The following is a 23,853-nucleotide window of genomic DNA, read 5'->3' on the forward strand; positions in this document are numbered from 1 at the left end:
GTGATAAAACCGACAACAAAGATCGAGGTCAACGGGCCGAGACGCCGGGGTGATACTTCGGCAACCTGATGTTGACCTTCGTGCCCGCGCCGGGGCCCGTCTCGACGACCAGCCCGTACTCGTCCCCGTACACCTGGCGCAGCCGCTCGTCCACGTTGGCCAGCCCCACGCCGCCCGCGGGGGCTATCTCACCTGCGAGGATGCGGCGCAGCTTGTCGGGCTCCATGCCGAGGCCGTCGTCCTCGACGCTGAGGCGGCACTCGGCTCCGGCGTCCTCGGCGACGATCGTGATGCGGCCGACGCCGTTCTTGCTCTCCAGGCCGTGGCGGACGGCGTTCTCCACCAGCGGCTGCAGGCACAGGAAGGGCACCGCGACGGGCAGCACCTCGGGGGCGATGCGGAGGGTCACCTGGAGCTGGTCGCCGAAACGGGCGCGTTCCAGGATCAGGTAGCGGTCGATCGAGCGCAGCTCCTCGGCCAGCGTGGTGAACTCGCCGTGCCGGCGGAAGGAGTAGCGGGTGAAGTCGGCGAACTCCAGCAGCAGCTCGCGGGCGCGTTCCGGGTCGGTGCGGACGAACGACGCGATCGTGGTAAGCGAGTTGTAGATGAAGTGCGGCGAGATCTGCGCCCGCAGCGCCCGTACCTCGGCCTCCATCAGCAGGGTGCGGGAGCGGTCCAGCTCGGCCAGCTCCAGCTGCGAGTCCACCCAACCGGCCACCTCCTGGGCGGCCCTGACCAGCCCCGCCGAGGCGTGCGGGCCATAGGCCGCCAGCGCGCCGACGACCCGGTCGTCGGTGGTGAGCGGTACGACCACGGCGTGCCGGATCGGGCATTCGAGCAGCTCGCACTCGATGGAGAGCACCTGGGTGCGGCCGTCCTTCAGCGTCGCGCCCGCGTGCTCGAACGCCTGACCCGCGTGGTGCTCCCCCGCGCCGTCGTAGACGAGCAGCCGCTTCCCGTCGGTGATCGCCAGCGCCGACGAGCCGAGCAGCGTACGCAGGTGCCGCGACGCCTTCTGGACGGCCTCTTCGGTCAGCCCGGCGCGCAGCGGCGGCCCGGCCAGGGACGCGGTGTGCAGGGTCTCGAACGTGGCCCGCTCGGCCGGGCTGGTGCCCAGCTCGCGCCGCCCGCGCAGGACCCTCCAGAGCACGATCGCGGGCACGCCCACGAGCACGGTCACCACGGCGACTCCGACCAGGTATTCCACGCCGCCGGAGCCTAGTGCCCGCCTTGACGCTTTGGCACTCCCGATCTACGTTCCGACAAAGAGCAAGGAGTTCCTGTCATGGGCCTCGATCCGAAGAACTGGGCCGGCCTGAAACCGTTCGGGCTCGGCGAGCAGAAGCCCAACAACTACCTCGAGATCTGGAAGGCCGTCCGCGAGAACCGCGGTCAACGGCGGTATGCCTGGCGGATCCTGCGTGACGGCGCCTGTGACGGCTGCGCGCTCGGCACCACCGGCATGCGCGACTGGACGATGGACGAGGTCCATCTGTGCAACATCCGCCTGCGGCTGCTGCGGCTGAACACGATGCCACCGCTGGACGGCGGCCTGCTGGCGGACGTGTCGAAGCTGGCCGGCAAGAGCAGCGCGGAGTTACGCGACCTGGGCCGGCTGCCGTACCCGATGCTGCGGGAGAGCGGCGACGCCGGGTTCCGGCGGATCGGCTGGGACGAGGCGCTGAACCTGGCCGCCGACCGGCTCCGGCAGGCCGGGCCGGACAAGTTCGGCCTCTACATGACCAGCCGCGGCGAACCCAACGAGAACTACTTCGCCGCGCAGAAGGCCGTACGCGCGCTGGGCGGCAACTCGATCGACAACGCGGCCAGGATCTGCCACTCGCCCTCGACCGTGGCGCTGAAGGGGTCGCTCGGCGTGGCCGCCACCACCTGCTCCTACACGGACTGGATCGGCAGCGACCTGATCGTCTTCATCGGCTCGAACGTGGCCAACAACCAGCCGGTCGCGATGAAGTACCTCTACCACGCCAAGAAGGCGGGCACGAAGGTCGCGGTGGTCAACACCTACCGCGAGCCCGGCATGGACAAGTACTGGGTGCCGTCGAACATCGAGAGCGCGGTCTTCGGCACCAGGATCACCGACCGGTTCTTCCTGGTGAACGTGGGCGGCGACGTCGCGTTCCTCAGCGGCGTGCTCAAAATGATGATCGACAACAACTGGGTGGACCACGAGTTCGTCGACTCGCACACCGCGGGCTACGCGGAGCTGGCCGAGTCCCTGAGCAAGCGCTCGTACAAGGAGCTGAGCGCGCTCTCCGGGGCCTCGGAGGACGACATGCGCGAGCTGGCCAGGATGCTCCACGAGGCGAAGACGGCCGTGCTGGTGTGGTCGATGGGCGTCACTCAGCACGAGTTCGGCGAGGACAACGTCCGGTCGATCATCAACCTGGGGCTCACCAAGGGCTTTGTGGGCCGGGAGAAGTCCGGGCTGATGCCCATCCGCGGCCACAGCGGCGTGCAGGGCGGCGCCGAGATGGGCGCCTACAGCACGGCACTGCCGGGCGGCCTGGCCGTCACCCCGGAGAACGCCGCCACGTTCGCGGACCTGTGGGGCTTCGAGGTGCCCTCCTCGCCCGGCCACACCGCCCCCGAGATGCTGGAGGCCGACCTGGACGTGCTGATCTCCAGCGGCGGCAACTTCCTGGAGGTCCTGCCCGACCCGGCCGCCTGCCGCCGGGCGCTGGCCCGGATCCCGCTGCGGGTGCACATCGACATCTGCCTGTCGAGCCAGATGCTGGTGGAGCCCGGCTCCGCGGTGCTCCTGCTGCCCGCCCAGACCCGCTACGAGATGATCGGCGGGGTGACGGCCACCTCCACGGAGCGGCGGATCATCTTCTCCCCCGAGATCCCCGGCCCGCGCGTCCCCGAGGCCTGGCCGGAGTGGAAGATCACCACCGAACTGGCCGCCCGAACACGTCCCGAAATTTCGGAACACGTGCGCTATACCGGCACGCCGCAGATCCGCGAGGACATCGCCCGATCCGTCCCCACCTACGCGGGCATCGAGAGCCTCAAGGCCAAGGGCGACCACCTCCAGTACGGCGGCCCGCTGCTCTGCGCGGGCTGGAAGTTCCCCACCCCCGACGGCCGGGCGCGCTTCTCGGTGGTCGAGGTGCCACCGCTGAATCGCCCCGACGGCACGTTCGTGGTCACCACCCGCCGGGGCAAGCAGTTCAACTCGATGGTGTACGAGAAGCGCGACGCCCTGACCGGAGCCACCCGCGAGGCCGTGCTGATGAACCCGATCGACGCCGACCGGCTCGGCCTGAAGGACGGCGACCCGGTACGGCTGAAGAGCGACACCGGCGAGCTGACCGGGCGGGTCGTGCGCGCCCCCGTCACGCCGGGCAACCTGCAGGTCCACTGGCCGGAGGGCGAAGTGCTCATCGACCGGAACAAACGCTCGCCACAGGCGGGCATCCCCGACTACAACGCGGTGGTGAGGGTCGGATGAATCGCTGGTTACTCGCGGCGGCCGCGGTACTCTTCCAGCTCGCGCTGGGCGCCGTCTATTCCTGGAGCGTGTTCTCCAAGGCGCTCCAGGCCAAGGCGAGCGACTTCGACCTCACCAAGGCGGAGGCCGCGCTGCCGTTCTCGGTGACGATCGGCATGATCTTCCTGGGCACCTTCATCGGCGGCCGGATCCAGGACGTACGCGGCCCGCGACCGGTCGCCCTGTCGGGCGGCGTGCTCTACTCGCTCGGCATCCTGCTGGCCGGCTTCGCCGCCGACCACTCGCGGTTATGGCTGCTCATCCTCGGCTACGGCGTCATCGCGGGCTTCGGCCTCGGGCTCGGTTACATCGTGCCTATCGCCATGCTGCAGAAGTGGTTCCCGGACAAGCGCGGGCTGATCACCGGGATCGCGGTGGGCGGCTTCGGCTTCGGCGCCGTGGTGACCTCGCCCGTCGCGCAACGGCTGGTCGAGGCCAACCCGGCGGTGCCGACCAAGGCGTTCCTCACGCTGGGCGTGGCGTATCTGGTGATGACGCTGGTGGGCGCGTTCTTCTTCCGCAACCCGCCGGCCGACTACCAGGTGGCCGCGACGGGGCGGATCGCCGCCAGCGGACGCGAGTACACGCAGGGCGAGGCGCTGCGTACGCCGCAGTGGTATCTGCTGGCCGCCATCCTCTGCCTCAACGTGACGGCGGGCATCGCGCTCATCTCGGTGATCAGCTCGGCCGCCACGTCCATCGCCGGCTACACCGCGGCCGCCGCGGCCACGCTGACCGGTGTCATGGGGCTGTTCAACGGCGCCGGGCGGATCTTCTGGGGCTGGATCTCGGAGCGGACCGGGCGGATGTTCGCCTTCGCCGGGATGCTCGGCCTGCAGGGGATCTGCTTCCTGCTGCTCGGCCACGCCTCGCAGGTGGCGGTGTTCGCGGTGCTGTCGGCGGTGGTCTACCTCTGTTACGGCGGCGGGTTCGGCACCATGCCCGCAACCGCGGGTGACTTCTTCGGCCTGCGCAACGCGGGCGGCATCTACGGGCTGATGATCGTGGCCTGGAGCGTCGGCGGGATCGTCGGGCCGCTGCTCGCCGCCGCGCTCATCTCGGGCGACAACTACACCACGGCGTTCACCGTGATCGGGATCATCGCGCTGGTGGCCCTCGTGCTGCCGCTCGTCACCCGGCCGCCGAAGGCCGAGCGGGTCGTCACTGCGCAGGAAGCGCTTTAGCGATCAGCTCGGCGTAGGACCGCGCCTCCTCCTCCGAGGCGTACTTGGTGCGGGGCCAGAAGAAACCGCGCAACCCGTCCTTCGGGTTGCGCGGCACCACGTGGACGTGCAGGTGCGCCACGCTCTGGCTGATGCGGTTGTTCATCGCGACGAACGTACCGGCCGCCTCCAGCCCCTCCTCGACCGCGCGGGTCAGCAGCTGGACCCGCTCGAAGAAGGGGCCGACGTCGCCGAGGTCGCCGAAGGTCTCGACATGGAGCCTCGGTACGACCAGGACGTGGCCCTTGAAGACCGGGCGAACGTCGAGGAAGGCGACGACCACCGCGTCGGAGTGGACGATGTGGGCGGTCCGCTCGCCCGCGACGATCTCGCAGAACAGGTCGTTGCTCACCGGCCGACCCTACCGGGCGGCCTTGTCCGCGAAGGCCGTCCAGCTGGTCACGTTGGGCGCCGACCACTCCTCGGGCGCGTGCAGGAAGTGCTCGCCCACGTGCGCGCGGAGCCGGTCAGGAACCTCGGTCGTCTTGTGCCCGCGGCAGTGGTAGACCAGCCCGCCCTGGCGCTGCCCCATGGCCATCCACGGCAGCCACGGCGAGACCCGGCACCACGAGAACACGCACGGCACACTCGGCTCGCCGGAGTCGAGATCCTTGGCCGAGGCGAAGAACTGGAACAGCTCCAGCGCCCGGTAGGTGTCACTGGCGGAGTTGTCGGGATAGTCGGCGACCTTGAGCGGCGACGGGTAGGCCAGCCGGATGTCGGCGTTGAAGACGACCTGGTCACCGAGCCTGGTGGTGGGCACGGGGTAGGCGCCGAAGCGCTGGTTGACCGGGTCGTTGAAGACGTGCCGGACCTCGACGGACGCCCCGGTGAACGGGTTGTCCCAGGTGTCGAGGATCTCGCGGGACTTCGGGTCGAGGTAGGCCGCGGCCTCCCTGGTCAGCATCTGCCAGCCGCCGTCGGTCTCGACCGCCCTGGCCACGTTGACGCCCTCGAAGCCGAACAGGTGATGCGGGCCGTCGTCCTGCTGCCAGCCGTAGACGTCTCCGGTCCACCACGAGATCGTCTCCGCGCCGTCGACCGAGGCACGCACGCGCATGAAATCCACAGGTCTCCCCCACGGGTGCTCTATTTGACGACGACCGCGAAGATCGCCTCGCCCGACTGTGCCTTGCTCTGCTCGTCGACCGGGCCGGCGCTGGCGTTGGGGCAGCGCCAGCAGTCGTACAGCCTGATCTCGGTGTTGCCCGGGTGCTTGCCGTTGAAGACGAAGTAGCTGGTGCCGCCCGAGCCCGGCCCGCCGCCGGCGCTCTCGTGTTCCTTGCTGATGAACGAGGCCACCTTGGCGTCGGGCACCGCCACGAGACGCCACTGGTCACCGGTGGACACGTTGTCGGCCACGGCCAGCGAGAACCGCTGGCCCGCGCCGACCTCCACCGTGACGGTCGAGCCCTTGGCGCCCTTGATCACCTTGCCGTAGTCGCTGACGGCCGACCCCGCGCCGCAGCCCGTGCCGGCCCCCAGCATGAGGAGGGCCAGCAGGGCGGTGGCGGCCGTTCGACGAATCACTCAGGCAGGCTATCGGGATCGGGGCTCACTTGCTCCTGTTGCGCCTCATGATCCGGCGCAGGACCAGCGCCACAAGGGCGCCGGCGGCGGCGATGACCAGGACGGGGCGCTTCCTGGCCTCCGTGGTGACCTTGTCGGCCGCGTCCTTGACCTGGTCGGGGGTGACGTCTCGTACCTTGTCGGCCACCTCGGCGGCCTTGTCCTTGGCGACGTCCGCCACTACGACGGCCTTGTCCTTCGCCAGTTCGGCCACGGCGGCCGCCTTGTCCTTGGCGACCTCGGCCACTTCGACGGCCTTGTCCTTGGCGACCCCGGCCACCTCGGTGGCCTTGCCCTTCGCCGCCTCCGCCGCGTCGTTCGCCCGGCCCTTCACGTCCGCCTTGTCGGCCAGGGCAGCCACGGTGTCGCCAAGTTCCTGACGGGTGTCCTTGATGTTTTTGTGCACGTCGTCCTCTTCCTCATCCTCGTCGTTAGCGTGCTCCGCCCTCAGCGACTCCGTCTCGCCTTCCCGGGCCCCGGCCGCCTCGGTGCGCTCGTCCACCACGGGCGGTTCGGGGATGAAGGTCTCGTGCTCCCGGCGGGCGGCCTCCGCCTTCATCGCGTTCTCCACCGCGCCCGGCCTGGTCGGCGGTACGTTGACGGACTCGTGGTCCGTCGGCATACCGACCGTCGTCCGACGGGCGCCCACGTCCCCAGCGTGCTGCTCGCTATATCCAGAACCGTCATATCCAGAACCGTCATACCCCTGCTCGCCGAATTCGGGGTCCGTCTCACTCATCGCCGAGCCCTCTCCTTGACCACGTCGATATCGGCCTTGACACTGGCGATCGTCTCTGCCGGCACCAGCGGCGCGGCCTGCTTCACCTGGTTCTTGCCAATGAGACCCAGCACGGCGGCGACGACGAACAAGACACCCGCCACAACAGCGGCAGCCGCCCACCCGGGCATCACCAGAGCGAGCAGCAGAATGACGGCGGTCACCAGAGCGGCGCCGCCGAAGAACGCGGTCATTCCCGCGGCCCCGAACAGACCCGCGCCGAATCCCGCCCGCTTGCCCTTCCGCGTGAGCTCCAGCCGCGCCAGCCGCAATTCGTCCCTGACGAGCCGGGAGACCTGCTCGGAGAGATCGTTGACCAGCTTGTGGGTGTCGTTCACATCGCCTCCTCTGCCGAGGAGGCGACTACCCAGCGAAGTGGCTTTCTATCACCGCTTGGCGGCTCGCAGCAGGAAGCCGACGACGGACAGAACCGGGGACTTGGGAACGTCGCACCAGTTGTCGGGCTGCTTGGGCTTGCTCCACGGGGAGGGCAGCTCACACGAAGGAGCCGACGGCTTGGGCCGTTCGCACCACGATCCGGGAGGATTCATATTTTCACTGTACAACTTCAACTGCGGGCGTCACGGGAATCTTCACCGTCGGGCGTCGCCGGAATCGCCGGGCCGCACGATGATGCCGGGCTGCGCGATGACGTGGATCAAAGGGGCGACCCGCCGGTAGGGGTCGCTCGACCCGGCCCGCTCCTCGCACTCCAGCAGCAGGTCCAGGTCGTCGGGGAGAGGCGCGTCGTCGGCCGCCAGGTCCGTGAGCACCCGCACGCCGTACCACTGCCGGACGCCCAGCCCTCGTACGGCCAGGCGCCGCGTCAGGTCGTCGAGCCGGTCGGCCCGCGCCCGGACGCCCAGGCGGTTGGTGTACGCGTCCGCGTCGAACGCCTCCCTGGCCGCCGCCCAGTCCCCCGTCATCCCGGGCCGCATGGCCAGCGCGTCGCCGTTGCGCACGAGCAGCGACAGCACTCCACCGGGCGCAAGCACCGCCGCCATGGCGGTCAGGAGCGGGTCGGGGTCGTCGAAGTACATGAGCACGCCATGACAGAGGACCACGTCGAAGCTCCCGGGCCCGAACAGCTCCCCCATGCGCTCGGCGGGCGCGTGCACCACCTCGATGGCCATCCCCGGCTCGACCCGCTCCTTCAACAGCCCGAGCAGATCACTGGACGCGTCGAGCGCGGTCACCCGATGCCCCTGGGCGGCGATCCTGAGCGCCTGGGTGCCCTGCCCGCAGCCCACGTCCAGCACCCTCACCGGAAGGGGCGGGAGATGGGCCGCCAACTGGCGGCTCACCAGCTCCTGCCTGACCACGTCACGCAGGCTGCCCAGCCGCTCGCGCCACCGTTTCTCGCCTGCTGAGAACCCCATCATGAAGACCTTTCATAGAGTAAATCAATGGTCACGCAGTGTAGTATTTCCGATGACGCGAGCGAGAGGATGACCGCCATGGCCACCGGCACCACGCGCAGAAAGACACGCAGGCGCGCACCCGCGCCTGAGCCCGGCTGCGACTCCCGACCTTCGCCGGATTGGGGTCCGGGCTGGGGGCATTCCGGACCGACCGAGACCGAACTCAAGCGCGAACAACTCTGGCAAACCCTTATCCAACAGGACTGGAGAGCCGAGATCGTCTGTGGAAGGATAATAGTGAGCCCCTGGACGAAGAGGCGCCATGCAGATCTGGTCGACCAATTGATCGACCAGCTCAGCGACGTCAAGCGGGAGAACGGCTGGAAGTTCTACCAGACCTGGGCTGTTCACATCCCGCCCCATCGAGGCGACAAGCGGCTTCCCGATCTGCTGGTCGCACCACCGGGCAGTCCGGAGTTCGACGAGAACCAGGCGTACGGCCACGGCGCGCTCCTGGCCGTCGAGATCACCTCCCAGGACAGCCGGACTGACGATCTGCAAGTCAAGCCCGCCGAATACGCCCGGGCAGGCATACCCATCATGCTGATCGTCGACGAATTCTCCGAACCTCCATCGGTCACCCTGCTGTCGGACCCGCGTGATGGCGAATATCGCAACATGACCAAGGTGGATGAAGGCGAGCAGGTGAAGTTGCCGGAGCCGTTCGGGGTCGAGCTCGACACCGGCCTGATCTTCCGCTGAGCAAGGCACCCAGCCGGGGGCGCAAGTACGGGGCCTGAACAGCTTGATGACGCGAGCGAAAGGACAACCATGCCTGCCGGCAGCACGTACGGGAAGGCACATGGGCACGACCCCGCCCCGGGTCCAGAACGCCCGCCGATCGCCGCACCCACGTGGGGCCCTGGATGGGGCGCCCTGGGCCCCACGGACGAGGAGCTCCGCCGCGAACAGGTGTGGGAGAGACTCGTCGGGCAAGGACTGAGGCCGGAGATCGTGGATGGGCGGGTCTATGTGAGCTCCAGGGCCAAGAGGCGCCACTGTGTCCTGGTCGACCGGCTGGCGGACCAGCTCTGCGACGTCAAGCGGAAGAACGGCTGGGAGTTCTACCAGTCCTGGGCGGTGCACATCCCGCCGGGGCGCGGCGACAAACGGCTGCCCGACCTCCTGATCGCCCCGCCGGGGAGCCCGGAGTTCGACGGCAACCAGGCCTACGGATACGGCACGCTGATGGCCGTCGAAGTGGTGTCGTCCGACAGCCGCGACGACGATCTTGAAGCCAAGCCGGTCGCCTACGCGCGAGCGGGGGTCCCGATGATATTGATCCTCGACGACTTCTCCACCCCTCCGTCAGTCAGGCTGCTCCACGGGCTGTCCGACGGCGCGTACGACACCTCGATCGTCGTCGAGGCGGGGCAGCCGCTGCCACTGCCCGAGCCGTTCGGGGTCACGCTCGAGACCGGGCCCATCTTCCGCTAGGCGAGATACGCTGCCGAGATGCTGGTCGTACACGGGATCTGGGCAGGAGACGCCCTCGCCTTCTGGGCAGAGGACACCGACGGCACCTCACAATCTGCCGACGCGCCCACCGCCGGGACGACCGGCGGAGCCACCACCCACCCAGCCACCGACATCAGCGCGGAAGCCGCCCGCCAGACCACCGGAACGACCGCTGGAGCCGCTCGGCCGGACACCGGGACGACCGCTGGAGGCGTCGTGCGGCCGCACCCGTTCGCCGCGACCGCCGTCGCGCTCGGCGATCTGCTCGGGCTCGCGTCTGCCCCGGCCGTCACGCTCCGTGAGCACGTCTCCTCCGCCGAGGGTTCGCAGGGGGTCCTCACGGAACGGCGGCCAACCGATCGGCTGCCTCCGGTCCCGCTGGGCGGCTCCGTGCGCGGTCTGCGGTTGCTGTTGCCCGGTTCCGCCAAGGAGCCGCTGGCCTCGCCCGAAGCCGGGCGCCTGTCGGAGATCGTCCGGCCGCGCCTGCATCTGTGGGAGGTGCCCGCCGTCGTCCCGGCCACCGATGACGCGCTGCGGGTGCTTGCCGAACACCCCGGCGCCGCCACCGTACGCCACTGGAGCGTGGTGGCGGAGTTCGCGCGCGACCTCGTACGGCGGGGGCGGGTCATTCCCCAGCTCATCCCCCATGCCCACTCGGAAGAGGCCGGGGGGCGGGCCGTGTGGCGGGCGGTGCTGAGCGGGGCCGACGCCGCCTACTTCCGGGACCTCGCCCTCGCCATGCCGCCCGCCAGCCGTACCTCCGAGGTCGAGCGCCCCTCCGTGGAGGTGCTCGGCGCGGCGCTGGACGCGTTCGCCGACGCGCTCGTCAGGGCGGCGCTCACCGAGCCGCTCGTGACCGGCCCCCGTACGGATCAGGAGCGGTGGCTGGCGGCGCTGACCGGGGCCGACGACAGCTGCCCGGACAGCCCGGAGCTGCGCCGTGAGCTGGAGGAGTGGCGGGCTTCCGTGGCCGCCGCAGACGGGGCCGCCAGGGTGTGCTTCCGCCTGCTCGAACCCACCGGCGACCTCGACCACACGCCCTCTGCCGACGACCTCGACCTCAGCCTCGACCGCCTGGATAGCGCCGCCCCCGCTTCTACCGACGACCTCGACCGCCTGGATGACACCGCCCCCGCCGACCACACTCGCGGCACCACCGGCACCACCACTGACGATGGCCGTGGCTGGCGGGTGGAGATCGCATTGCAGGCCGCCGACGATCCCAGCCTCTACGTACGCGCCGAACGGGTGTGGAGCGGCGAGCCGGTGCCCGGACTGCCCAGAAGTCCGGAGCGCGAACTGCTGGCCGGGCTGGGCCGTGCCGTACGCCTGTACCCCGACCTCGACCGGGCTCTGCGGGTCGCCGAGCCGACCGGGCTGGAGCTGGACACGGCGGGCGCGTTCGGGTTCCTGCGGCAGGCGGCGCCGCTGCTGCAGGCCGCCGGGTTCGGGGTGCAGCTGCCGCGCTGGGCCGGCCGTACGAGGCTGGGGCTGAAGCTGACCACCCGCACCAAGAAGCAGAGCGCGGCCACCGCCCAGGGGTTCGGGCTGCGCGAGCTGGTGAACTTCCGGATCGACCTCGCGGTCGGCGACGAGACGATCAGTGAGGCGGAGCTGGCCGAGCTGGCCAGGCTGAAGGTGCCGCTGGTACGCGTCCGCGGGCAGTGGGTGGAGCTCGACGACCGTCAGCTCAAGGCCGCGCTGAAAGCCGTCGGGGGCGAGCGCACCGGCGAGCTGACCGCCGCCGACCTGCTGCGTCATGTGGTCCAGGGCGACGACGAGCTGCCGCTGCTGGAGGTCGACGCCGACGGCGTGCTCGGCGATCTGCTGTCCGGCCAGGCCGAGCGGCGGCTCCTGCCGATGGCCACGCCCAGCGGCCTGGACGCGACGCTGCGCCCCTATCAGGAGCGCGGGCTGGCCTGGCTGAGCTTCCTGTCGGAGCTGGGGCTGGGCGGGGTGCTGGCCGACGACATGGGGCTGGGCAAGACGGTCACCACGCTGGCGCTGCTCGTCCACGAGCGGGCCGACACGCCGACGCTGCTGGTGTGCCCGATGTCGCTGGTGGGCAACTGGGAGCGGGAGGCGGCCAGGTTCGCGCCGGGGCTGCGGGTCTATGTGCACCACGGCAGCGGCCGGGACGCCCAGGCGATCGGCGACGCCGACCTGGTGATCACCACGTACGGCACCGCCCAGCGGGACCTGGAGACGCTGCGACAGGTCGAGTGGCGGCGGGTGGTCTGCGACGAGGCCCAGGCGATCAAGAACAGCGGCACCCTGCAGTCCCAGGCCGTCCGGGCGATCCCCACGGGCACGCGGCTGGCCCTGACCGGGACACCGGTCGAGAACCATCTCGCCGAGCTCTGGTCGATCATGGAGTTCGCCAATCCGGGGCTGCTCGGGCCGCGGTCGCGGTTCAGGACCCGGTTCCAGGAGCCGATCGAGGCGCGCCAGGACGAGCAGGCCATGCGGGCGCTCAAACGGGCGACCGGCCCGTTCGTGCTGCGCCGCGTCAAGACCGACAAGTCGATCATCTCCGATCTGCCGGAGAAGATGGAGGTCAAGGAGTGGTGCCCGCTCACGCCCGAGCAGGCCAGCCTCTACCAGGCCGTCGTCGACGACATGCTGGGCAGGATCGACGACAGCGAGGGCATCGAGCGCCGCGGCCTGGTGCTGGCGGCCATGGCCAGGCTCAAGCAGGTCTGCAACCACCCTGCCCACCTGCTCAAGGACGGCTCGCTCCTGTCGGGCAGGTCGGGCAAGCTGGCCCGGCTGGAGCAGCTCGCGGAGGAGATCGTGGCCGAGGGGGAGAAGGCGCTGGTGTTCACCCAATACTCGGAGTTCGGCACGATGCTCCAGCCCTACCTCGCGCAGCGGCTCGACCGGCCGGTGCTCTGGCTGCACGGCGGCCTGCCCAAGAAGACGCGCGACCGCCTGGTCGAGCGTTTCCAGCATGATGACGAGCCGATGCTGTTCCTGCTGTCGCTCAAGGCCGCGGGCGTCGGTCTCAACCTGACGGCGGCCAATCACGTGATCCACGTGGACCGCTGGTGGAACCCCGCCGTCGAGGACCAGGCCACCGACCGTGCCTTCCGCATCGGGCAGCGTAAGAACGTACAGGTCCGCAAGCTCATCTGCGCGGGCACCCTTGAGGAACGCGTGGACGAGATGATCGAGCGCAAGAAGGCCCTGGCCGAGAGCGTGGTCGGCACCGGCGAGGACTGGCTGACCGACCTGTCCACCGGCGAGTTGCGTGAGGTCTTCCGCCTGACAGCCGAGGCGGTGAGCTGAAATGGCATGGTTCGAGGCCGCCAAGCCGATCAAGGTCGAGGGCGGGCTGCGGGCGCGCACTCAGCGGGGTTCGATCGGCTCCACCTGGTGGTCGCGGCGCTTCATCGACATCCTGGAGCGCGTCTGCGACAAGGGCCGCCTGTCCCGGGGCCGCGCATACGCCCGCGCGGGCCAGGTCCTGTCGATAGACCTCGCCCCCGGCCTGGTCACGGCGGCCGTCCAGGGCTCGCGGCGCAGGCCGTACGACATCAGGATCGAGATCGAGGCGTACGACGAGGCGCGCTGGACCGCCATCGAGGAGGCGATCGCGGCCCAGGCCGTCTACCGGGCGAAGCTGCTGGCCGGTGAGATGCCGACGGAGATCGAGGAGCTGTTCGCCGCGCTGGGCATCGACCTGTTCCCCCGGGACCTGGACATGGAGTGCTCGTGCCCTGACTGGGGTCTGCCGTGCAAGCATCTGTCGGCGGTGCTGTACCTGCTGGCGGAGTCGTTCGACGACGATCCGTTCCTGGTGCTGGCCTGGCGCGGGCGCAGCCGGGAGCGGTTGCTGGGGTCGCTGGCCGATCCGGAGCCGGAGCCGATCGCGGTGCGGGACGTGCCGTTCGCCGATCGGCTGGCCGACTTCTACGCCCCGGGCGCCACCGCCCACCGGCCCGAACGCCGTCCCACCGCGGTGGGCGCGGCCGATCTCCTGCCACGTGTCTTCCCGCCGCCGCGCGATCTGGCGGACCCGCTGGCCGCGGCGTACCGCCGCCTCGGCGAACCCCCGCATGATGAGAGCCGACCGGGGGTATCGCCACCGGATGGCATGCCGTATCAGTGAATTGGTGATCGATTGTCGAGACCCCGAGCGCCTGGCCGCGTTCTGGTGCGAGGTGCTTGACTACGTCATTCTCGAGCGGGACGAGGACGGCAGCATCGAGATCGGTCCTGAGGCCGAAGGCTTCGGCGGCCTCCAGCCGACGCTCGTCCTCAGCCCGGACGACCATCCGCGTACCGGAAAACTGCCGCTGCACATCGATGTGAGCCCCACCGACCGCGACCAGGACGCCGAGCTCGAACGCCTGCTGGCCGCCGGCGCCAAGCCCGCCGACGTCGGGCAGACGGGCGAGGAGTCCTGGTACGTCCTGACCGACCCCGAAGGCAATGAGTTCTGTCTTCTGCGCCGACGCCTGAGCGGCTAGTCGCCAAGCCTTAACGGTCGTCGAAGTCGGCGGGCACCATGACGCGCACCCCGTTGGGCACCACGCGGAGCCGGATCGGGGTGCGCAGGCGCACTTCGCCGTCGACGTCGGCCGCCATCGGCGGGTCGGTCTCCAGCAGCATCTCCCTGCCCATCACGAACGGCCCGCCGGCCAGGCTGCGCCAGCGGCCGGTCGTGGCGCGCACCAGCGTCTCGCCGAGCAGCCGCAGCTTCTTGCCCGAGCCGAGCTGGTAGGCGACCAGCATGCCGTTGTCGATGCTGACGTCCTTGGCCAGCTGCCAGCCGCCGTGGAAGCGGCCGTTGGCGATGTTGAGCTGGTGGGTGAACAGCTCGTGGCGCGTGCCGTCGACCGTGATGTACGCGCGGAACGGCCGGTGGCCGGGCAGGACCCGCAGCGCGGTCAGCGGGTAGGCGGGACGGCCGAGGATGCGCTTGAGCCACGGCTTGACCGTGCCCGCCACCTCGACGGACACGCCGAAGCTGGCCAGGTTGGCGAACGGCCGGTCACCCGCCATGCCGAGGTCGATGTCGGCCACCTTGCCGGTGGCGAACACCCCGACCGCCCCGGCCAGGTCGAGCGGCAGGCCCAGGCTGCGGGCGAAGTTGTTGGTGGTGCCCAGCGGCAGCACGCCGAGCGCCACGTCGCGGTGGGCCACGTGGCGGACCGCCGAGGACAGTGTGCCGTCGCCGCCACCGACGATCAGCAGGTCGGGCCGGGTCTCGAGTGCCTGGTCGAGCAGGGCGCGCAGCCGCTTGGGGTTGGAGACCGACAGCTCGGCCTGCGGCTCGAAGCCGAGGGCGTGGATCTGGTCGATCACCTCGAAGTAGTGCCGGCGGCCCCGGCGCGAGCGAGTGTTGACCACCACCGCCACCCGGCGGTCCTGACGGATCGCCTCGGTGTGCTCGGTCTTGGTACGCAATTCGCTCATGGTCATCCATGGTAGGTGCGCGGAGCGCCCCCTGGGGCCAGCCGAAGGGGCCGCCGGATAGTCCCGGCGACCCCTCGGTATCAGTTCTTCTGCTTACTTCTTCGGCGGGATCACCTGGACGATGGCGCCCAGATTGCCAGGCAGCGGCGAGACCAGCTTGAACTGGACGCCGAGCGCCTTGCCCTCGTCGCCCGGGTTGCCGGTGCCAGCCACGTGGCCGCCTCCCAGGTCCGTGCCGTACAGCTCGGTGGCCGGGGTTCCGTCGACGTTCACGACGCGGGTGCTGTACGGCTGGTCGCCCTTGGACGGGACGACCACCGACGCGTCGAAGTCGCGGTAGAACAGGCTGCCGTTCTGCAGTTCCAGACCTGGGTACCAGGTCTTGGCGTCGGTGAAGTTCGGCACGCCCTTCAGCGCCGGGATGTCCGTGCAGTACTCGCTGAACGGCTCGTCCGCCGCCTCCAGGCACTCCTTGAGCGGGTACGTCTTCCCGAAGGAGAACGCCGCGTTGGACGACTGGGTGCGACCTTCGAGGTTCTTGTGCCGCGACGGGTCCTTGGTCGCCGCGGTGCCGGTGCGGCGCAGCGGATCGAAGTGCGAGTCCACGACCAGCAGGCTGCCCTTCGACCCGATGCTCGGCTGGAGATCGAGGTTGTTGGACAGCGAGTTGTTGGTGAACGTCGAGTCGCGGTACCACACCAGCAGGCCGGGGGCGTTGTACTTGACCTTCTCCACCTTCCACGCCCCGTCGCGGGAGTAGTTGGTGTCGTAGGCGTACTGCAGGCCCTTGTCGAAGCCGTCGAAGTTGCGCCACTCGGCCAGGTAGAAGCGGGACACCTCGCGCGAGCCGTTGTTGATCGTCCAGCCCTGGCCGCTCGTGTTGGTGTGCGTGCCGCCGATGGCCTTCCAGCCGTTCTCGCCGCCTTCGACGTCGTCGCTCCACACGGCGGTGCCGCCGTTGGTGAGCTGGAAGTCGTCGGCGTGCCAGCCGCGCGGGGTGAAGGCCGCGTCGGTGTTGTACGCGAGGCGCAGCTTGATCGTCTTACCGGCGAACGCGTTCAAGTTGACGTAGTCGTGCCGCCAGCCGTTGGTGTTGCCGGTGAGCCCGTACTTCTTGTTGCCGAACGTCTTGAGGTTCTTGTTCGGGTCCGGGTAGCCGTCGGGCGTGCTGACCTCGTTGCCCGCCTCGTCGTAGACCTTCTGCTGGGCCCAGGTCTCGCCGCCGTCGGTCGAGACCTCGACGAAGCCGAAGTCCCAGTCCTGCTCGATCTCGTAGTTGTTCCACATCCAGAACCGCAGGTCGGTCCCGGCGGGCACCGCCACGTCACGGGTCAGCTTGACGTCCGCCCATTCCTGGTCCAGCCCGGACCACCAGGCGTTGGCGCCGCTGTGCGGGTCGACCATCTTCAACGGCGTGGAGGCCAGGTTCACCCGGACGCCGTCCTGGGTGAGCTTGGGCGTCCGCGACGACTGTCCGACGGTGACCAGCTTGGCGGCGTCGCCCGGGTTGAACGTCTTCGGGTTCGCCCAGCCGAGCACCCACTTGTCCCACAGACCCATGTGGGTCGGCATGGACTGGAAGATCGGCCCGGAGTGCGAGCCGCTCGACATCAGGTCCCAGAAGTCGACGGCGGAGCTGGCCTGGCCCGAGGTGTCGTACAGGTCGGGCAGACCGAGGTCGTGGCCGTACTCGTGGGCGAAGACGCCGACACCGGAGTCCTCCGGCTGCACGATGTAGTTGGAGATCTTCTTGTCGCTGCCGGGGATCTTGTAGCCGCCGGCCACCGCGCTGGAGTGCGCCCAGATCGCGTACGTGCCCTCGGCGCCGCCGTCGGACGACTTGTCCTTGCCCGCGTGCACCATGACCAGGTGGTCGATGACGCCGTCGGGCTCGCTGAAGTTGCCGTCACCGTCGACGTCGGAGACGTCCTCGACGTCGTAGTCGGCCCACGGGAAGTTGGGCTGGCTCTTGGCCAGGGCGTCCACCGTGTCGATGGCGAGCTGGCCCGCGCCGAGCGGGTTGTCCGGGCTGCCGGTCATGTCCTGGGGAGCGCCACCGCAGGCCGCCGCGCCGTACCAGGCCTCGGAGTGCGGCGCCTTGATCCAGCCGACCGCGGAACCGGTGACCGAGTAGGCGCCCTTGGACATCTCCTCGTACATCTTCTTCATGGTGAAGCCGGAGATGTCGATGCCGGGACGGCCGTCGCGCGGGTCCTTCAAGTCGGGACGTACGCGCTGGGTGATGCCCTTGTCGGTGTAGAGCATCGTGTTGAAGTGCGAGGTGCTGAAGTCCTTGACCCAGAAGCTGTTGTTGTCCTTGTGCGGCAACGTCGCGGGGTCGGGGATGTTGTTGTGCAGCGGGCCGTTCTTGACCGTGCCCGCCGGCTCGACCACGCAGTCGTCAGGCGCGCTGTCGACCGTGCGCAGGCGGTTGTAGCCGGAGAAGTCGTCGTTGGCCTGGTCGTTGAACTCGACCAGGACGGTCAGCAGCTTGGCGACGCGGGTCTGCTTGGACTTCTTGAAGATGAAGTCGGCGGGGTTGCGACCGGTCTTGATCGCCTCGTTCTCGCGGGCCGCGAGCACACGGGCGGCGGCCGGGTTACCGCTGGTGAACTTCCTGTCGACCTTCTGCGCCGGGCTGAGCGAGCGGCCCTTCTGGTTGGGCAGGAGAGGCTCGTCGGGCGTCTCTTCGACGCGGGGCGGCGCATAGTTGATGTAGAAGTCGGACGCGCCCGGCTCGTACCTGGCGGCAGAGGCGGGGGCGGCGGGGACCGTCAACGCGGCGCCGAGGAGGGCGACCGCGGGTAATGCGGCTAACAGACGCTTTGTGCTGGGCACTGAGTAACCCTCTCTGCCCGGGATCGCCGGGCGCATGGCCACAGGGTGTGCAATGCCGGAATTTAGAGGGTGGGTAAAGCAAACGTAAAGAGCCCAGTTGAAATGTGATGAAACTAGAACAAAAGCAGCGCCCCAGTCACACCACCCACGATCGCCCCGCCGTAGCAGAGCACCGCGATCAGCGAGTCGTACCGGGCGATGCCGAACAGCTCCTCGCTGGTGAACCGGATCCGGTGCGCGGCGTGGAACAGGCAGAGCACGATGACCACGAGCAGCGCGAGCCGTACGAGGACGTTGCCCAGGAGCGCGCGCAGATGCGCGACGGTCGGCCAGTCGATCACACCGAGCGGCATGAGCACGCCGAACAGCAGGACCAGCACCGGCAGCAGCAGCGCGGCGGCCACTCCCCCGCCGCTGAAGAGCAGCCACAGGTACGGCTCCAGTGTCCGCTTCACGGTGACCTCAGGATGAAGTAGGCGATCAGGACGGACAGGGCCAGCCACGCCGAATGGTTGCCGCCCTGGATCATCCAGGCGGGCACCCGCCAGCCGTCGAGCCGGACCACGGTGGCCTTCGGGGCCAGGTTGAGGAACGTGACGGCGTGGAAGACGGTCGCGACCAGGGCCACCACGTTGACGGCGATCATCCAGGGCTGGGCGGCCAGGGCGGTGAAGTCCTGGAAGGTGCCGCCCAGCAGGGCGCCGACCAGCAGGAGCAGGAAGACGATCGTCCACGCGACCAGCACGCTGGTCAGCTCGCGCAGGACGAAGATCGTGTAGTTGCGGGTACGGGCGAACCAGAACGCGTCCCGCGGCGGCCGGTACGTGCTCGTCGCTCGCTCCCTCCCGGGCGGTCTGGTCATCGCTTGCTCCAGGGCAGTACCGAGCGCAGGGCGGCGGTCAGCTTGCCGCGCTGGATCGCCTCGGCCGGGTCCACGTGCTTGGGACAGACCCGCGTGCACTCCCCGACGAACGTACAGCCCCAGACCGCCTCCTCCAGGTTGAGCACGTCGAAGCGGTCGCCCATGTCCCGGGAGTCGAGGTTGTAGCGCTGCGCCAGCGCGATCGCGGCCGGGCCGAGGAAGTCGGGGTTGAGCACGTACACCGGGCAGGCCGAGTAGCAGAGCATGCAGTTGATGCACATGCTGTACTGCTTGTAGGCGTCGAGCTGCTCGGGCGTCTGCGCGTACTCCGTGGTCAGCGGCAGTTCCTCGCCCTCCCTGATGAGCCACGGCCGCACCGACGACAGCTTGGCCAGGAAGTCGTCGATGTCCACGACCAGGTCCCTGATCACCGGGAAGCCCTTGAGCGGCTCGATCCTGATCGGCCCGTCGCCGTACTCGGTGAGGAAGGTCCCGCAGGTCAGCCGGGGCTCGCCGTTGACGGTCATGCCGCACGAGCCGCAGATGCCCATCCGGCACGACCAGCGGAACGACAGGCTGCCGTCGAGGCGGTCCTTGACGTAGTTCAGGCCGTCGAGCACCGCCCAGTCGGCCGTCAGCGGCACGTCGTAGCCCTGGAACACCGGCTCGCTGTCCTGACCCGGCCGGTAGCGGGCGATCTCCAGCCGGATCGTGCGGGTGGCCGCGGCCTGCCGTACGGACTCTTCGGTGTCAGTCACGTCCATAGACCCTTTCCCCCGGAGGCCAGCGGGTGATCGTCACGGGCAGCAGGCCGACCGACGGCGTGCCGTCGGGCGCGCGGTGCACCAGCGAGTGCGCGAGATAGGTGCTGTCGTCCCTGGCGGAGAAGTCGGTGCGCTGGTGCGCGCCGCGCGACTCCTTCCGGTTGAGCGCGCAGGCGACGATGGCCTGCGCGACGTCGAGCATGGTGTGCAGCTCCTGCAGGTTGATCAGCTCGGTGTTGAACGTCGTGCTGGAGTCGTCGACGCGCGCCTCTGCCGCGCGTTCGCGCAGCTCGGCGAGGGTGTCGACGGCCCTGGCGAGCACGCCGCCGGTCCGGTAGATCCCGGCCGCGCCCTCCAGCGTGTGCTGCATCTCCTCGCGCAGGTCGGCGATCCGCTCGCCCTTGCCCGAGGCGTCTCGCGCGCGCTCCAGCCGCCGCCGCTCGTCGTCCCCCTGTGTCCGTACGGCCTGGGGCTCGCCCTGCTCTTTGTGCTCTTTCGCGAACCTCGCGGCGGCCAGGCCCGCCCTCCTGCCGAACACGAGGATCTCCGGGAGCGAGTTCGAGCCGAGCCGGTTGGCGCCGTTGATGCTGACGCACGCGGTCTCACCCGCCGCGAACAGCCCGGCGACCGGAGTGGCGCCGTCGAGGTCGGTGTGGACGCCGCCCATCATGTAGTGCACGACCGGGCGGACCGGGATGAGGTCGGTCGCCGGGTCGAGGTTCTGGTAGCTCTTGCACAGCTCGCGGACGAACGGGATGCGGGCCTCGATCTTGCCCTCGCCGAGGTGGCGCAGGTCCAGGTAGACGACCGGTCCGTACGGGGTGTCGACCGTGCGGCCGAGCTGCTGTTCGTGCACGAACGCCTGGGAGAGGCGGTCGCGCGGGCCCAGCTCCATGCTGCGCAGCTTGGGGGTCGGCGTGGGTTTGCCCAGGTCGTAGTCCTGGAGGTAGCGGTAGCCGTCCTTGTTGATCAGCCAGCCGCCTTCCGCCCTGGCCGCCTCGGTGATGAGGATGCCGGTGAACGGCAGGCCGGTCGGGTGGTACTGGACGAACTCCATGTCCTTCAGCGGCGCGCCCGCCCGGTAGGCCAGGGCCATGCCGTCGCCGGTCTTGATCGCGGCGTTCGTGGTGAAGGGGAAGACCCGGCCGCAGCCGCCGGTGGCCAGGATGACGGTCCTGGCGGCGATGGTCTCGATGCGGCCTGTCCTGATTTCGACGGCCACGACGCCGTGGACCCGGCCGTCGTCGACGACGAGCTTGGTGACGTACCACTCGTCGTACCGCACGATGTCCTGATATTTCAGCGTTGTTTGGAACAAGGTGTGGAGTAGGTGGAAACCGGTCTTGTCGGCCGCGTACCAGGTGCGCATCCGCTTCATCCCGCCGAACGGCCGGACGGCCACCCGGCCGTCCGGCTCGCGGCTCCACGGGCAGCCCCAGTGCTCCAGCTGGATCAGCTCCCGGGGCGCCTCCTCCACGAACGCCTCGACCGCGTCCTGGTCACAGAGCCAGTCACCGCCGGAGATCGTGTCGTAGCAGTGCTCGTCGAGCGTGTCGCCGACGCCGATCACCGCGGCGGCGCCGCCTTCGGCGGAGACCGTGTGGCTGCGCATCGGGTAGACCTTCGACACGACCGCCACCGTGAGCGCGGGGTCCGTCTCGGCGACCGCGATGGCCGCGCGCAGACCCGCTCCGCCTCCTCCGACGATGAGCACGTCGATCATGTGCGATCAGCTCCCGTGGTCGGGTTGTATCGGGTCCTTCACCCGCTTGCCGTCATGGCGGATGGCGGAGAGGTGGATGCTGCCGTCGTGGTACTCGTGGCGGATCCTGCGGCAGCCGCAGTCGAAGAGCTGGTCGCGGATCACCAGGCCGTAGCCGTCATCGTCGACGAGGCGCTCGCCGGCGGACTTCTTGCCGCAGGGGGCCGTCTCGGGGGTGAAGGGAGTCTTCGTGCCGGTCATCGCCGATCTCCTTAGATGGGCGAAACGTCATCTCCACACAAGCACCCCGGCCTTCTTCGGAGAAGGCCCGGTTTGGGCGGCTTTCGGATGGCCTCTGGCTGCCGTCGAGCTGCTTTCGGGCGGCTTTCGAGCTGTCTTCGGGCTCCTTCGGGCGGCTTTACGGCAGAGGCCGGTCAGCCGGGCTTCTCCTCGGTCTCTTCCGAGCCTTCCCCTCCACCCCCTTCGCTCTCCACTTCCTTAGCGCCCTCATCAGCCTCCTTAGCCCCCTCATCCAGTTCTTCCCCGGGCGCTTCCTTCGGCAACGGCGGATAGTGCAGGTCGAACGCGGGCCGTTCGGACCGGATGGGCGGGAGGAAGGTGAAGTTGTGCCGAGGCGGTGGACATGAGGTGGCCCACTCCAGGCTGTTGCCGTAGCCCCACGGGTCGTCGAGCGTCACCTTGGGCGCCCGCCTGGCGGTCTTCCAGACGTTGTAGAGGAACGGCAACGTCGAAGCGCCGAGCAGGAATGCCCCGATGGAGGAGATCTCGTTCATCCCGGTGAAGCCGTCGGCCGCGCTGTAGTCGGCGTACCGCCGGGGCATGCCCATCGCCCCGAGCCAGTGCTGGATCAGGAACGTGGTGTGGAACCCGATGAACAGCGTCCAGAAATGCACTTTCCCCAGCCGGTCGTCGAGCATCCGCCCGGTCATCTTCGGCCACCAGAAGTAGAACCCGGAGAACATGGCGAACACCACGGTCCCGAACACCACGTAATGGAAGTGCGCCACCACGAAATACGTGTCGCTGATGTGGAAGTCGAGCGGCGGCGAGGCCAGAATGACGCCGGTCAGGCCGCCCAGCAGGAACGTCACGAGAAATCCGACCGCGAACAGCATCGGCGTCTCGAAAGAGAGATGCCCCCGCCACATCGTGCCGATCCAGTTGAAGAACTTCACGCCCGTCGGCACCGCGATGAGGAACGTCATGAACGAGAAGAACGGCAGCAGCACCTGACCGGTGGGGAACATGTGGTGCGCCCACACGGTCATCGACAGTCCGGCGATCGCGATCGTCGCCCCGACCAACCCGCCATATCCGAAAATCGGTTTGCGGCTGAACACCGGGATCACCTCGGTGATGATCCCGAAGAACGGCAGCGCGATGATGTACACCTCGGGATGCCCGAAGAACCAGAAAAGGTGCTGCCAGATCAACGCCCCACCGTTGGCCGGGTCGAAGACGTGCGTACCGAACTTACGGTCCGATTCGAGCACGAGCAGCGCGGCGGCCAGCACAGGGAACGCCATGAGGACGAGCATGCTGGTCAGCAGGGTGTTCCAGGTGAACAGCGGCATCCGGAACATCGTCATTCCGGGGGCCCGCAACCCGATGATCGTGGTGATGAAATTGACGGAGCCGAGAATCGTACCGAGGCCCGACAACGCGAGCCCCATGATCCACAGATCGCCGCCGATGTGCGGCGTGAAGGTGGCGGTGGAGAGCGGCGTGTAAGCGAACCACCCGAATTCGGCGGCCCCGCCCGGCGAGACGAACCCGGCCAGCACGATCAGCCCGCCGAACAGGAACATCCAGTACGCCACCGCGTTGAGCCTGGGAAACGCGACGTCAGGAGCGCCGATCTGCAAGGGCATGATCACATTGGCGAATCCCGCGAACAGCGGCGTGGCGAACAACAGCAGCATGATCGTGCCGTGCATGGTGAACAGCTGGTTGTAGAGCTGCTGGCTCACGATCTGCATCCCGGGCTGTACCAATTCGGCCCTGATCACCATGGCCATAATGCCCGCGACGAGGAAGAACCCGAACGAGGTGATCAGATAGAGATAGCCGATGACCTTGTGATCGGTCGTCGACAGCCAGGACACAATGATCTTCCCGGTGCGCCGGCGTCTGACCTGCTCGATCGAGGTCTCGCGAACAGTCGTCACGAGTGCTCCCTCCTTTGCGGAGTGTGCTCTGCCCCCGATCCTCCAATTCCACGCCAACGATCGCCATACGGGAAGCAATTTTCAACATTCGCCGCACACGTCTTTGCCTGACGC

General features: G+C 68.9%; 23 protein-coding genes. 7 read left to right on the top strand and 16 right to left on the bottom strand.

Translation table 11 applies throughout. The features are described from left to right. Positions 1-28 precede the first annotated feature (28 nt). The gene (locus ACIBO2_RS43295; RefSeq protein WP_397304082.1) at positions 29-1,207 is read right to left on the bottom strand and encodes a histidine kinase; all 1,179 of its coding nucleotides are present in this window, start codon (positions 1,205-1,207) and stop codon (positions 29-31) included. Between the two features lie 78 nt (positions 1,208-1,285). Here ACIBO2_RS43295 and ACIBO2_RS43300 point away from each other — a divergent pair, with 78 nt between their 5' ends. After that, entirely contained in the window at positions 1,286-3,475 is a 2,190-nt protein-coding gene (locus ACIBO2_RS43300) for an FdhF/YdeP family oxidoreductase (RefSeq protein ID WP_397304083.1), read from the top strand. After that, a complete protein-coding gene (locus ACIBO2_RS43305; protein WP_358551436.1) occupies positions 3,472-4,698 on the top strand; it encodes an OFA family MFS transporter in 1,227 nt (408 codons plus the stop codon). The genes ACIBO2_RS43300 and ACIBO2_RS43305 overlap by 4 nt, the downstream gene beginning before the upstream one ends. On the opposite strand, the gene ACIBO2_RS43310 is transcribed toward ACIBO2_RS43305, so the two are convergent. The 7 genes from ACIBO2_RS43310 to ACIBO2_RS43340 are packed head-to-tail and all read right to left on the bottom strand — an operon-like array spanning position 4,676 to position 8,466. Then, positions 4,676-5,089: an HIT family protein gene (locus ACIBO2_RS43310; RefSeq protein WP_358551434.1), complete on the bottom strand. Its 414-nt coding sequence runs from the start codon at positions 5,087-5,089 to the stop codon at positions 4,676-4,678. The two genes, ACIBO2_RS43305 and ACIBO2_RS43310, sit on opposite strands and share 23 nt — an antisense overlap. Before the next feature lie 9 nt (positions 5,090-5,098). Then, entirely contained in the window at positions 5,099-5,797 is a 699-nt protein-coding gene (locus ACIBO2_RS43315; RefSeq protein WP_358551432.1) for a DUF1838 family protein, read from the bottom strand. A gap of 29 nt (positions 5,798-5,826) precedes the next feature. After that, entirely contained in the window at positions 5,827-6,267 is a 441-nt protein-coding gene (locus tag ACIBO2_RS43320; RefSeq protein WP_358551430.1) for a protease inhibitor I42 family protein, read from the bottom strand. A gap of 25 nt (positions 6,268-6,292) precedes the next feature. Continuing rightward, positions 6,293-7,045 (bottom strand): DUF3618 domain-containing protein, encoded by a 753-nt coding sequence (locus ACIBO2_RS43325; protein ID WP_358551428.1) that lies wholly within the window; start codon positions 7,043-7,045, stop codon positions 6,293-6,295. Further along, positions 7,042-7,422 carry a phage holin family protein gene (locus ACIBO2_RS43330; protein ID WP_358551426.1) on the bottom strand — a complete coding sequence of 127 codons (381 nt, stop codon included), beginning with the start codon at positions 7,420-7,422 and terminating at the stop codon, positions 7,042-7,044. The genes ACIBO2_RS43325 and ACIBO2_RS43330 overlap by 4 nt, the downstream gene beginning before the upstream one ends. Before the next feature lie 48 nt (positions 7,423-7,470). Next, positions 7,471-7,635 carry a hypothetical protein gene (locus ACIBO2_RS43335; RefSeq protein ID WP_357951111.1) on the bottom strand — a complete coding sequence of 55 codons (165 nt, stop codon included), beginning with the start codon at positions 7,633-7,635 and terminating at the stop codon, positions 7,471-7,473. Positions 7,636-7,677: 42 nt separating this feature from the next. After that, complete coding sequence (locus ACIBO2_RS43340; RefSeq protein WP_358551424.1) at positions 7,678-8,466, bottom strand: methyltransferase domain-containing protein; 789 nt, start codon at positions 8,464-8,466, stop codon at positions 7,678-7,680. 75 nt (positions 8,467-8,541) lie between these two features. On the opposite strand from ACIBO2_RS43340, the gene ACIBO2_RS43345 reads away from it, so the two are divergent. The 5 genes from ACIBO2_RS43345 (at position 8,542) to ACIBO2_RS43365 (ending at position 14,435) form a co-directional block, all read left to right on the top strand. Further along, a complete protein-coding gene (locus ACIBO2_RS43345) occupies positions 8,542-9,207 on the top strand; it encodes a Uma2 family endonuclease (RefSeq protein WP_358551422.1) in 666 nt (221 codons plus the stop codon). Between the two features lie 69 nt (positions 9,208-9,276). Continuing rightward, a complete protein-coding gene (locus ACIBO2_RS43350) occupies positions 9,277-9,942 on the top strand; it encodes a Uma2 family endonuclease (RefSeq protein WP_358551420.1) in 666 nt (221 codons plus the stop codon). Between the two features lie 18 nt (positions 9,943-9,960). Beyond that, the gene (locus ACIBO2_RS43355) at positions 9,961-13,251 is read left to right on the top strand and encodes a DEAD/DEAH box helicase (protein WP_397304084.1); all 3,291 of its coding nucleotides are present in this window, start codon (positions 9,961-9,963) and stop codon (positions 13,249-13,251) included. A gap of 1 nt (position 13,252) precedes the next feature. Beyond that, on the top strand, positions 13,253-14,074 hold the full coding sequence (locus ACIBO2_RS43360; protein ID WP_358551416.1) for an SWIM zinc finger family protein: 822 nt from the start codon (positions 13,253-13,255) through the stop codon (positions 14,072-14,074). Then, on the top strand, positions 14,055-14,435 hold the full coding sequence (locus ACIBO2_RS43365) for a VOC family protein (protein WP_358551414.1): 381 nt from the start codon (positions 14,055-14,057) through the stop codon (positions 14,433-14,435). The genes ACIBO2_RS43360 and ACIBO2_RS43365 overlap by 20 nt, the downstream gene beginning before the upstream one ends. A gap of 10 nt (positions 14,436-14,445) precedes the next feature. Here the strand turns inward: ACIBO2_RS43365 and ACIBO2_RS43370 are convergent, their stop codons facing one another. The 8 genes from ACIBO2_RS43370 to ctaD all read right to left on the bottom strand — a co-directional run bounded on the left by ACIBO2_RS43370 (position 14,446) and on the right by ctaD (position 23,739). Then, positions 14,446-15,384 carry a diacylglycerol kinase family protein gene (locus tag ACIBO2_RS43370; protein ID WP_358551412.1) on the bottom strand — a complete coding sequence of 313 codons (939 nt, stop codon included), beginning with the start codon at positions 15,382-15,384 and terminating at the stop codon, positions 14,446-14,448. A gap of 93 nt (positions 15,385-15,477) precedes the next feature. Continuing rightward, a complete protein-coding gene (locus ACIBO2_RS43375) occupies positions 15,478-18,222 on the bottom strand; it encodes an immune inhibitor A domain-containing protein (protein WP_397304085.1) in 2,745 nt (914 codons plus the stop codon). Positions 18,223-18,335: 113 nt separating this feature from the next. Continuing rightward, positions 18,336-18,677: a fumarate reductase subunit FrdD gene (frdD, locus tag ACIBO2_RS43380; RefSeq protein ID WP_357951090.1), complete on the bottom strand. Its 342-nt coding sequence runs from the start codon at positions 18,675-18,677 to the stop codon at positions 18,336-18,338. Further along, positions 18,674-19,084 (bottom strand): hypothetical protein, encoded by a 411-nt coding sequence (locus ACIBO2_RS43385; protein ID WP_358551408.1) that lies wholly within the window; start codon positions 19,082-19,084, stop codon positions 18,674-18,676. The genes frdD and ACIBO2_RS43385 overlap by 4 nt, the downstream gene beginning before the upstream one ends. Continuing rightward, positions 19,081-19,842 (bottom strand): succinate dehydrogenase iron-sulfur subunit, encoded by a 762-nt coding sequence (gene sdhB, locus ACIBO2_RS43390; protein ID WP_357951084.1) that lies wholly within the window; start codon positions 19,840-19,842, stop codon positions 19,081-19,083. The genes ACIBO2_RS43385 and sdhB overlap by 4 nt, the downstream gene beginning before the upstream one ends. Continuing rightward, positions 19,835-21,571 carry a fumarate reductase (quinol) flavoprotein subunit gene (gene frdA, locus ACIBO2_RS43395; RefSeq protein WP_397304086.1) on the bottom strand — a complete coding sequence of 579 codons (1,737 nt, stop codon included), beginning with the start codon at positions 21,569-21,571 and terminating at the stop codon, positions 19,835-19,837. Before frdA ends, sdhB begins: the two co-directional genes overlap by 8 nt. A 6-nt stretch (positions 21,572-21,577) precedes the next feature. After that, positions 21,578-21,811, bottom strand: a complete 234-nt coding sequence (locus tag ACIBO2_RS43400; RefSeq protein ID WP_357951079.1) for a hypothetical protein — start codon at positions 21,809-21,811, stop codon at positions 21,578-21,580. A 173-nt stretch (positions 21,812-21,984) separates the two neighbouring features. Further along, positions 21,985-23,739: a cytochrome c oxidase subunit I gene (gene ctaD / locus ACIBO2_RS43405; RefSeq protein ID WP_397304087.1), complete on the bottom strand. Its 1,755-nt coding sequence runs from the start codon at positions 23,737-23,739 to the stop codon at positions 21,985-21,987. Positions 23,740-23,853: the final 114 nt, after the last annotated feature.

It is taken from the genome of Nonomuraea sp. NPDC050022 (assembly GCF_044460705.1).
GTDB lineage: Bacteria > Actinomycetota > Actinomycetes > Streptosporangiales > Streptosporangiaceae > Nonomuraea.

Excerpts from the sequence above, each read along its gene's own strand:
- ACIBO2_RS43300 (WP_397304083.1), top strand. The coding sequence starts at position 1,286 with ATGGGCCTCGATCCGAAGAACTGGGCCGGCCTGAAACCGTTCGGGCTC.
- ACIBO2_RS43305 (WP_358551436.1), top strand. The coding sequence starts at position 3,472 with ATGAATCGCTGGTTACTCGCGGCGGCCGCGGTACTCTTCCAGCTCGCG.
- ACIBO2_RS43315 (WP_358551432.1), bottom strand. The coding sequence starts at position 5,797 with ATGCGCGTGCGTGCCTCGGTCGACGGCGCGGAGACGATCTCGTGGTGG.
- ACIBO2_RS43325 (WP_358551428.1), bottom strand. The coding sequence starts at position 7,045 with ATGAGTGAGACGGACCCCGAATTCGGCGAGCAGGGGTATGACGGTTCT.
- ACIBO2_RS43335 (WP_357951111.1), bottom strand. The coding sequence starts at position 7,635 with ATGAATCCTCCCGGATCGTGGTGCGAACGGCCCAAGCCGTCGGCTCCT.
- ACIBO2_RS43340 (WP_358551424.1), bottom strand. The coding sequence starts at position 8,466 with ATGATGGGGTTCTCAGCAGGCGAGAAACGGTGGCGCGAGCGGCTGGGC.
- ACIBO2_RS43345 (WP_358551422.1), top strand. The coding sequence starts at position 8,542 with ATGGCCACCGGCACCACGCGCAGAAAGACACGCAGGCGCGCACCCGCG.
- ACIBO2_RS43350 (WP_358551420.1), top strand. The coding sequence starts at position 9,277 with ATGCCTGCCGGCAGCACGTACGGGAAGGCACATGGGCACGACCCCGCC.
- ACIBO2_RS43355 (WP_397304084.1), top strand. The coding sequence starts at position 9,961 with ATGCTGGTCGTACACGGGATCTGGGCAGGAGACGCCCTCGCCTTCTGG.
- ACIBO2_RS43360 (WP_358551416.1), top strand. The coding sequence starts at position 13,253 with ATGGCATGGTTCGAGGCCGCCAAGCCGATCAAGGTCGAGGGCGGGCTG.
- ACIBO2_RS43365 (WP_358551414.1), top strand. The coding sequence starts at position 14,055 with ATGGCATGCCGTATCAGTGAATTGGTGATCGATTGTCGAGACCCCGAG.
- ACIBO2_RS43370 (WP_358551412.1), bottom strand. The coding sequence starts at position 15,384 with ATGAGCGAATTGCGTACCAAGACCGAGCACACCGAGGCGATCCGTCAG.
- ACIBO2_RS43385 (WP_358551408.1), bottom strand. The coding sequence starts at position 19,084 with ATGACCAGACCGCCCGGGAGGGAGCGAGCGACGAGCACGTACCGGCCG.
- frdA (WP_397304086.1), bottom strand. The coding sequence starts at position 21,571 with ATGATCGACGTGCTCATCGTCGGAGGAGGCGGAGCGGGTCTGCGCGCG.
- ACIBO2_RS43400 (WP_357951079.1), bottom strand. The coding sequence starts at position 21,811 with ATGACCGGCACGAAGACTCCCTTCACCCCCGAGACGGCCCCCTGCGGC.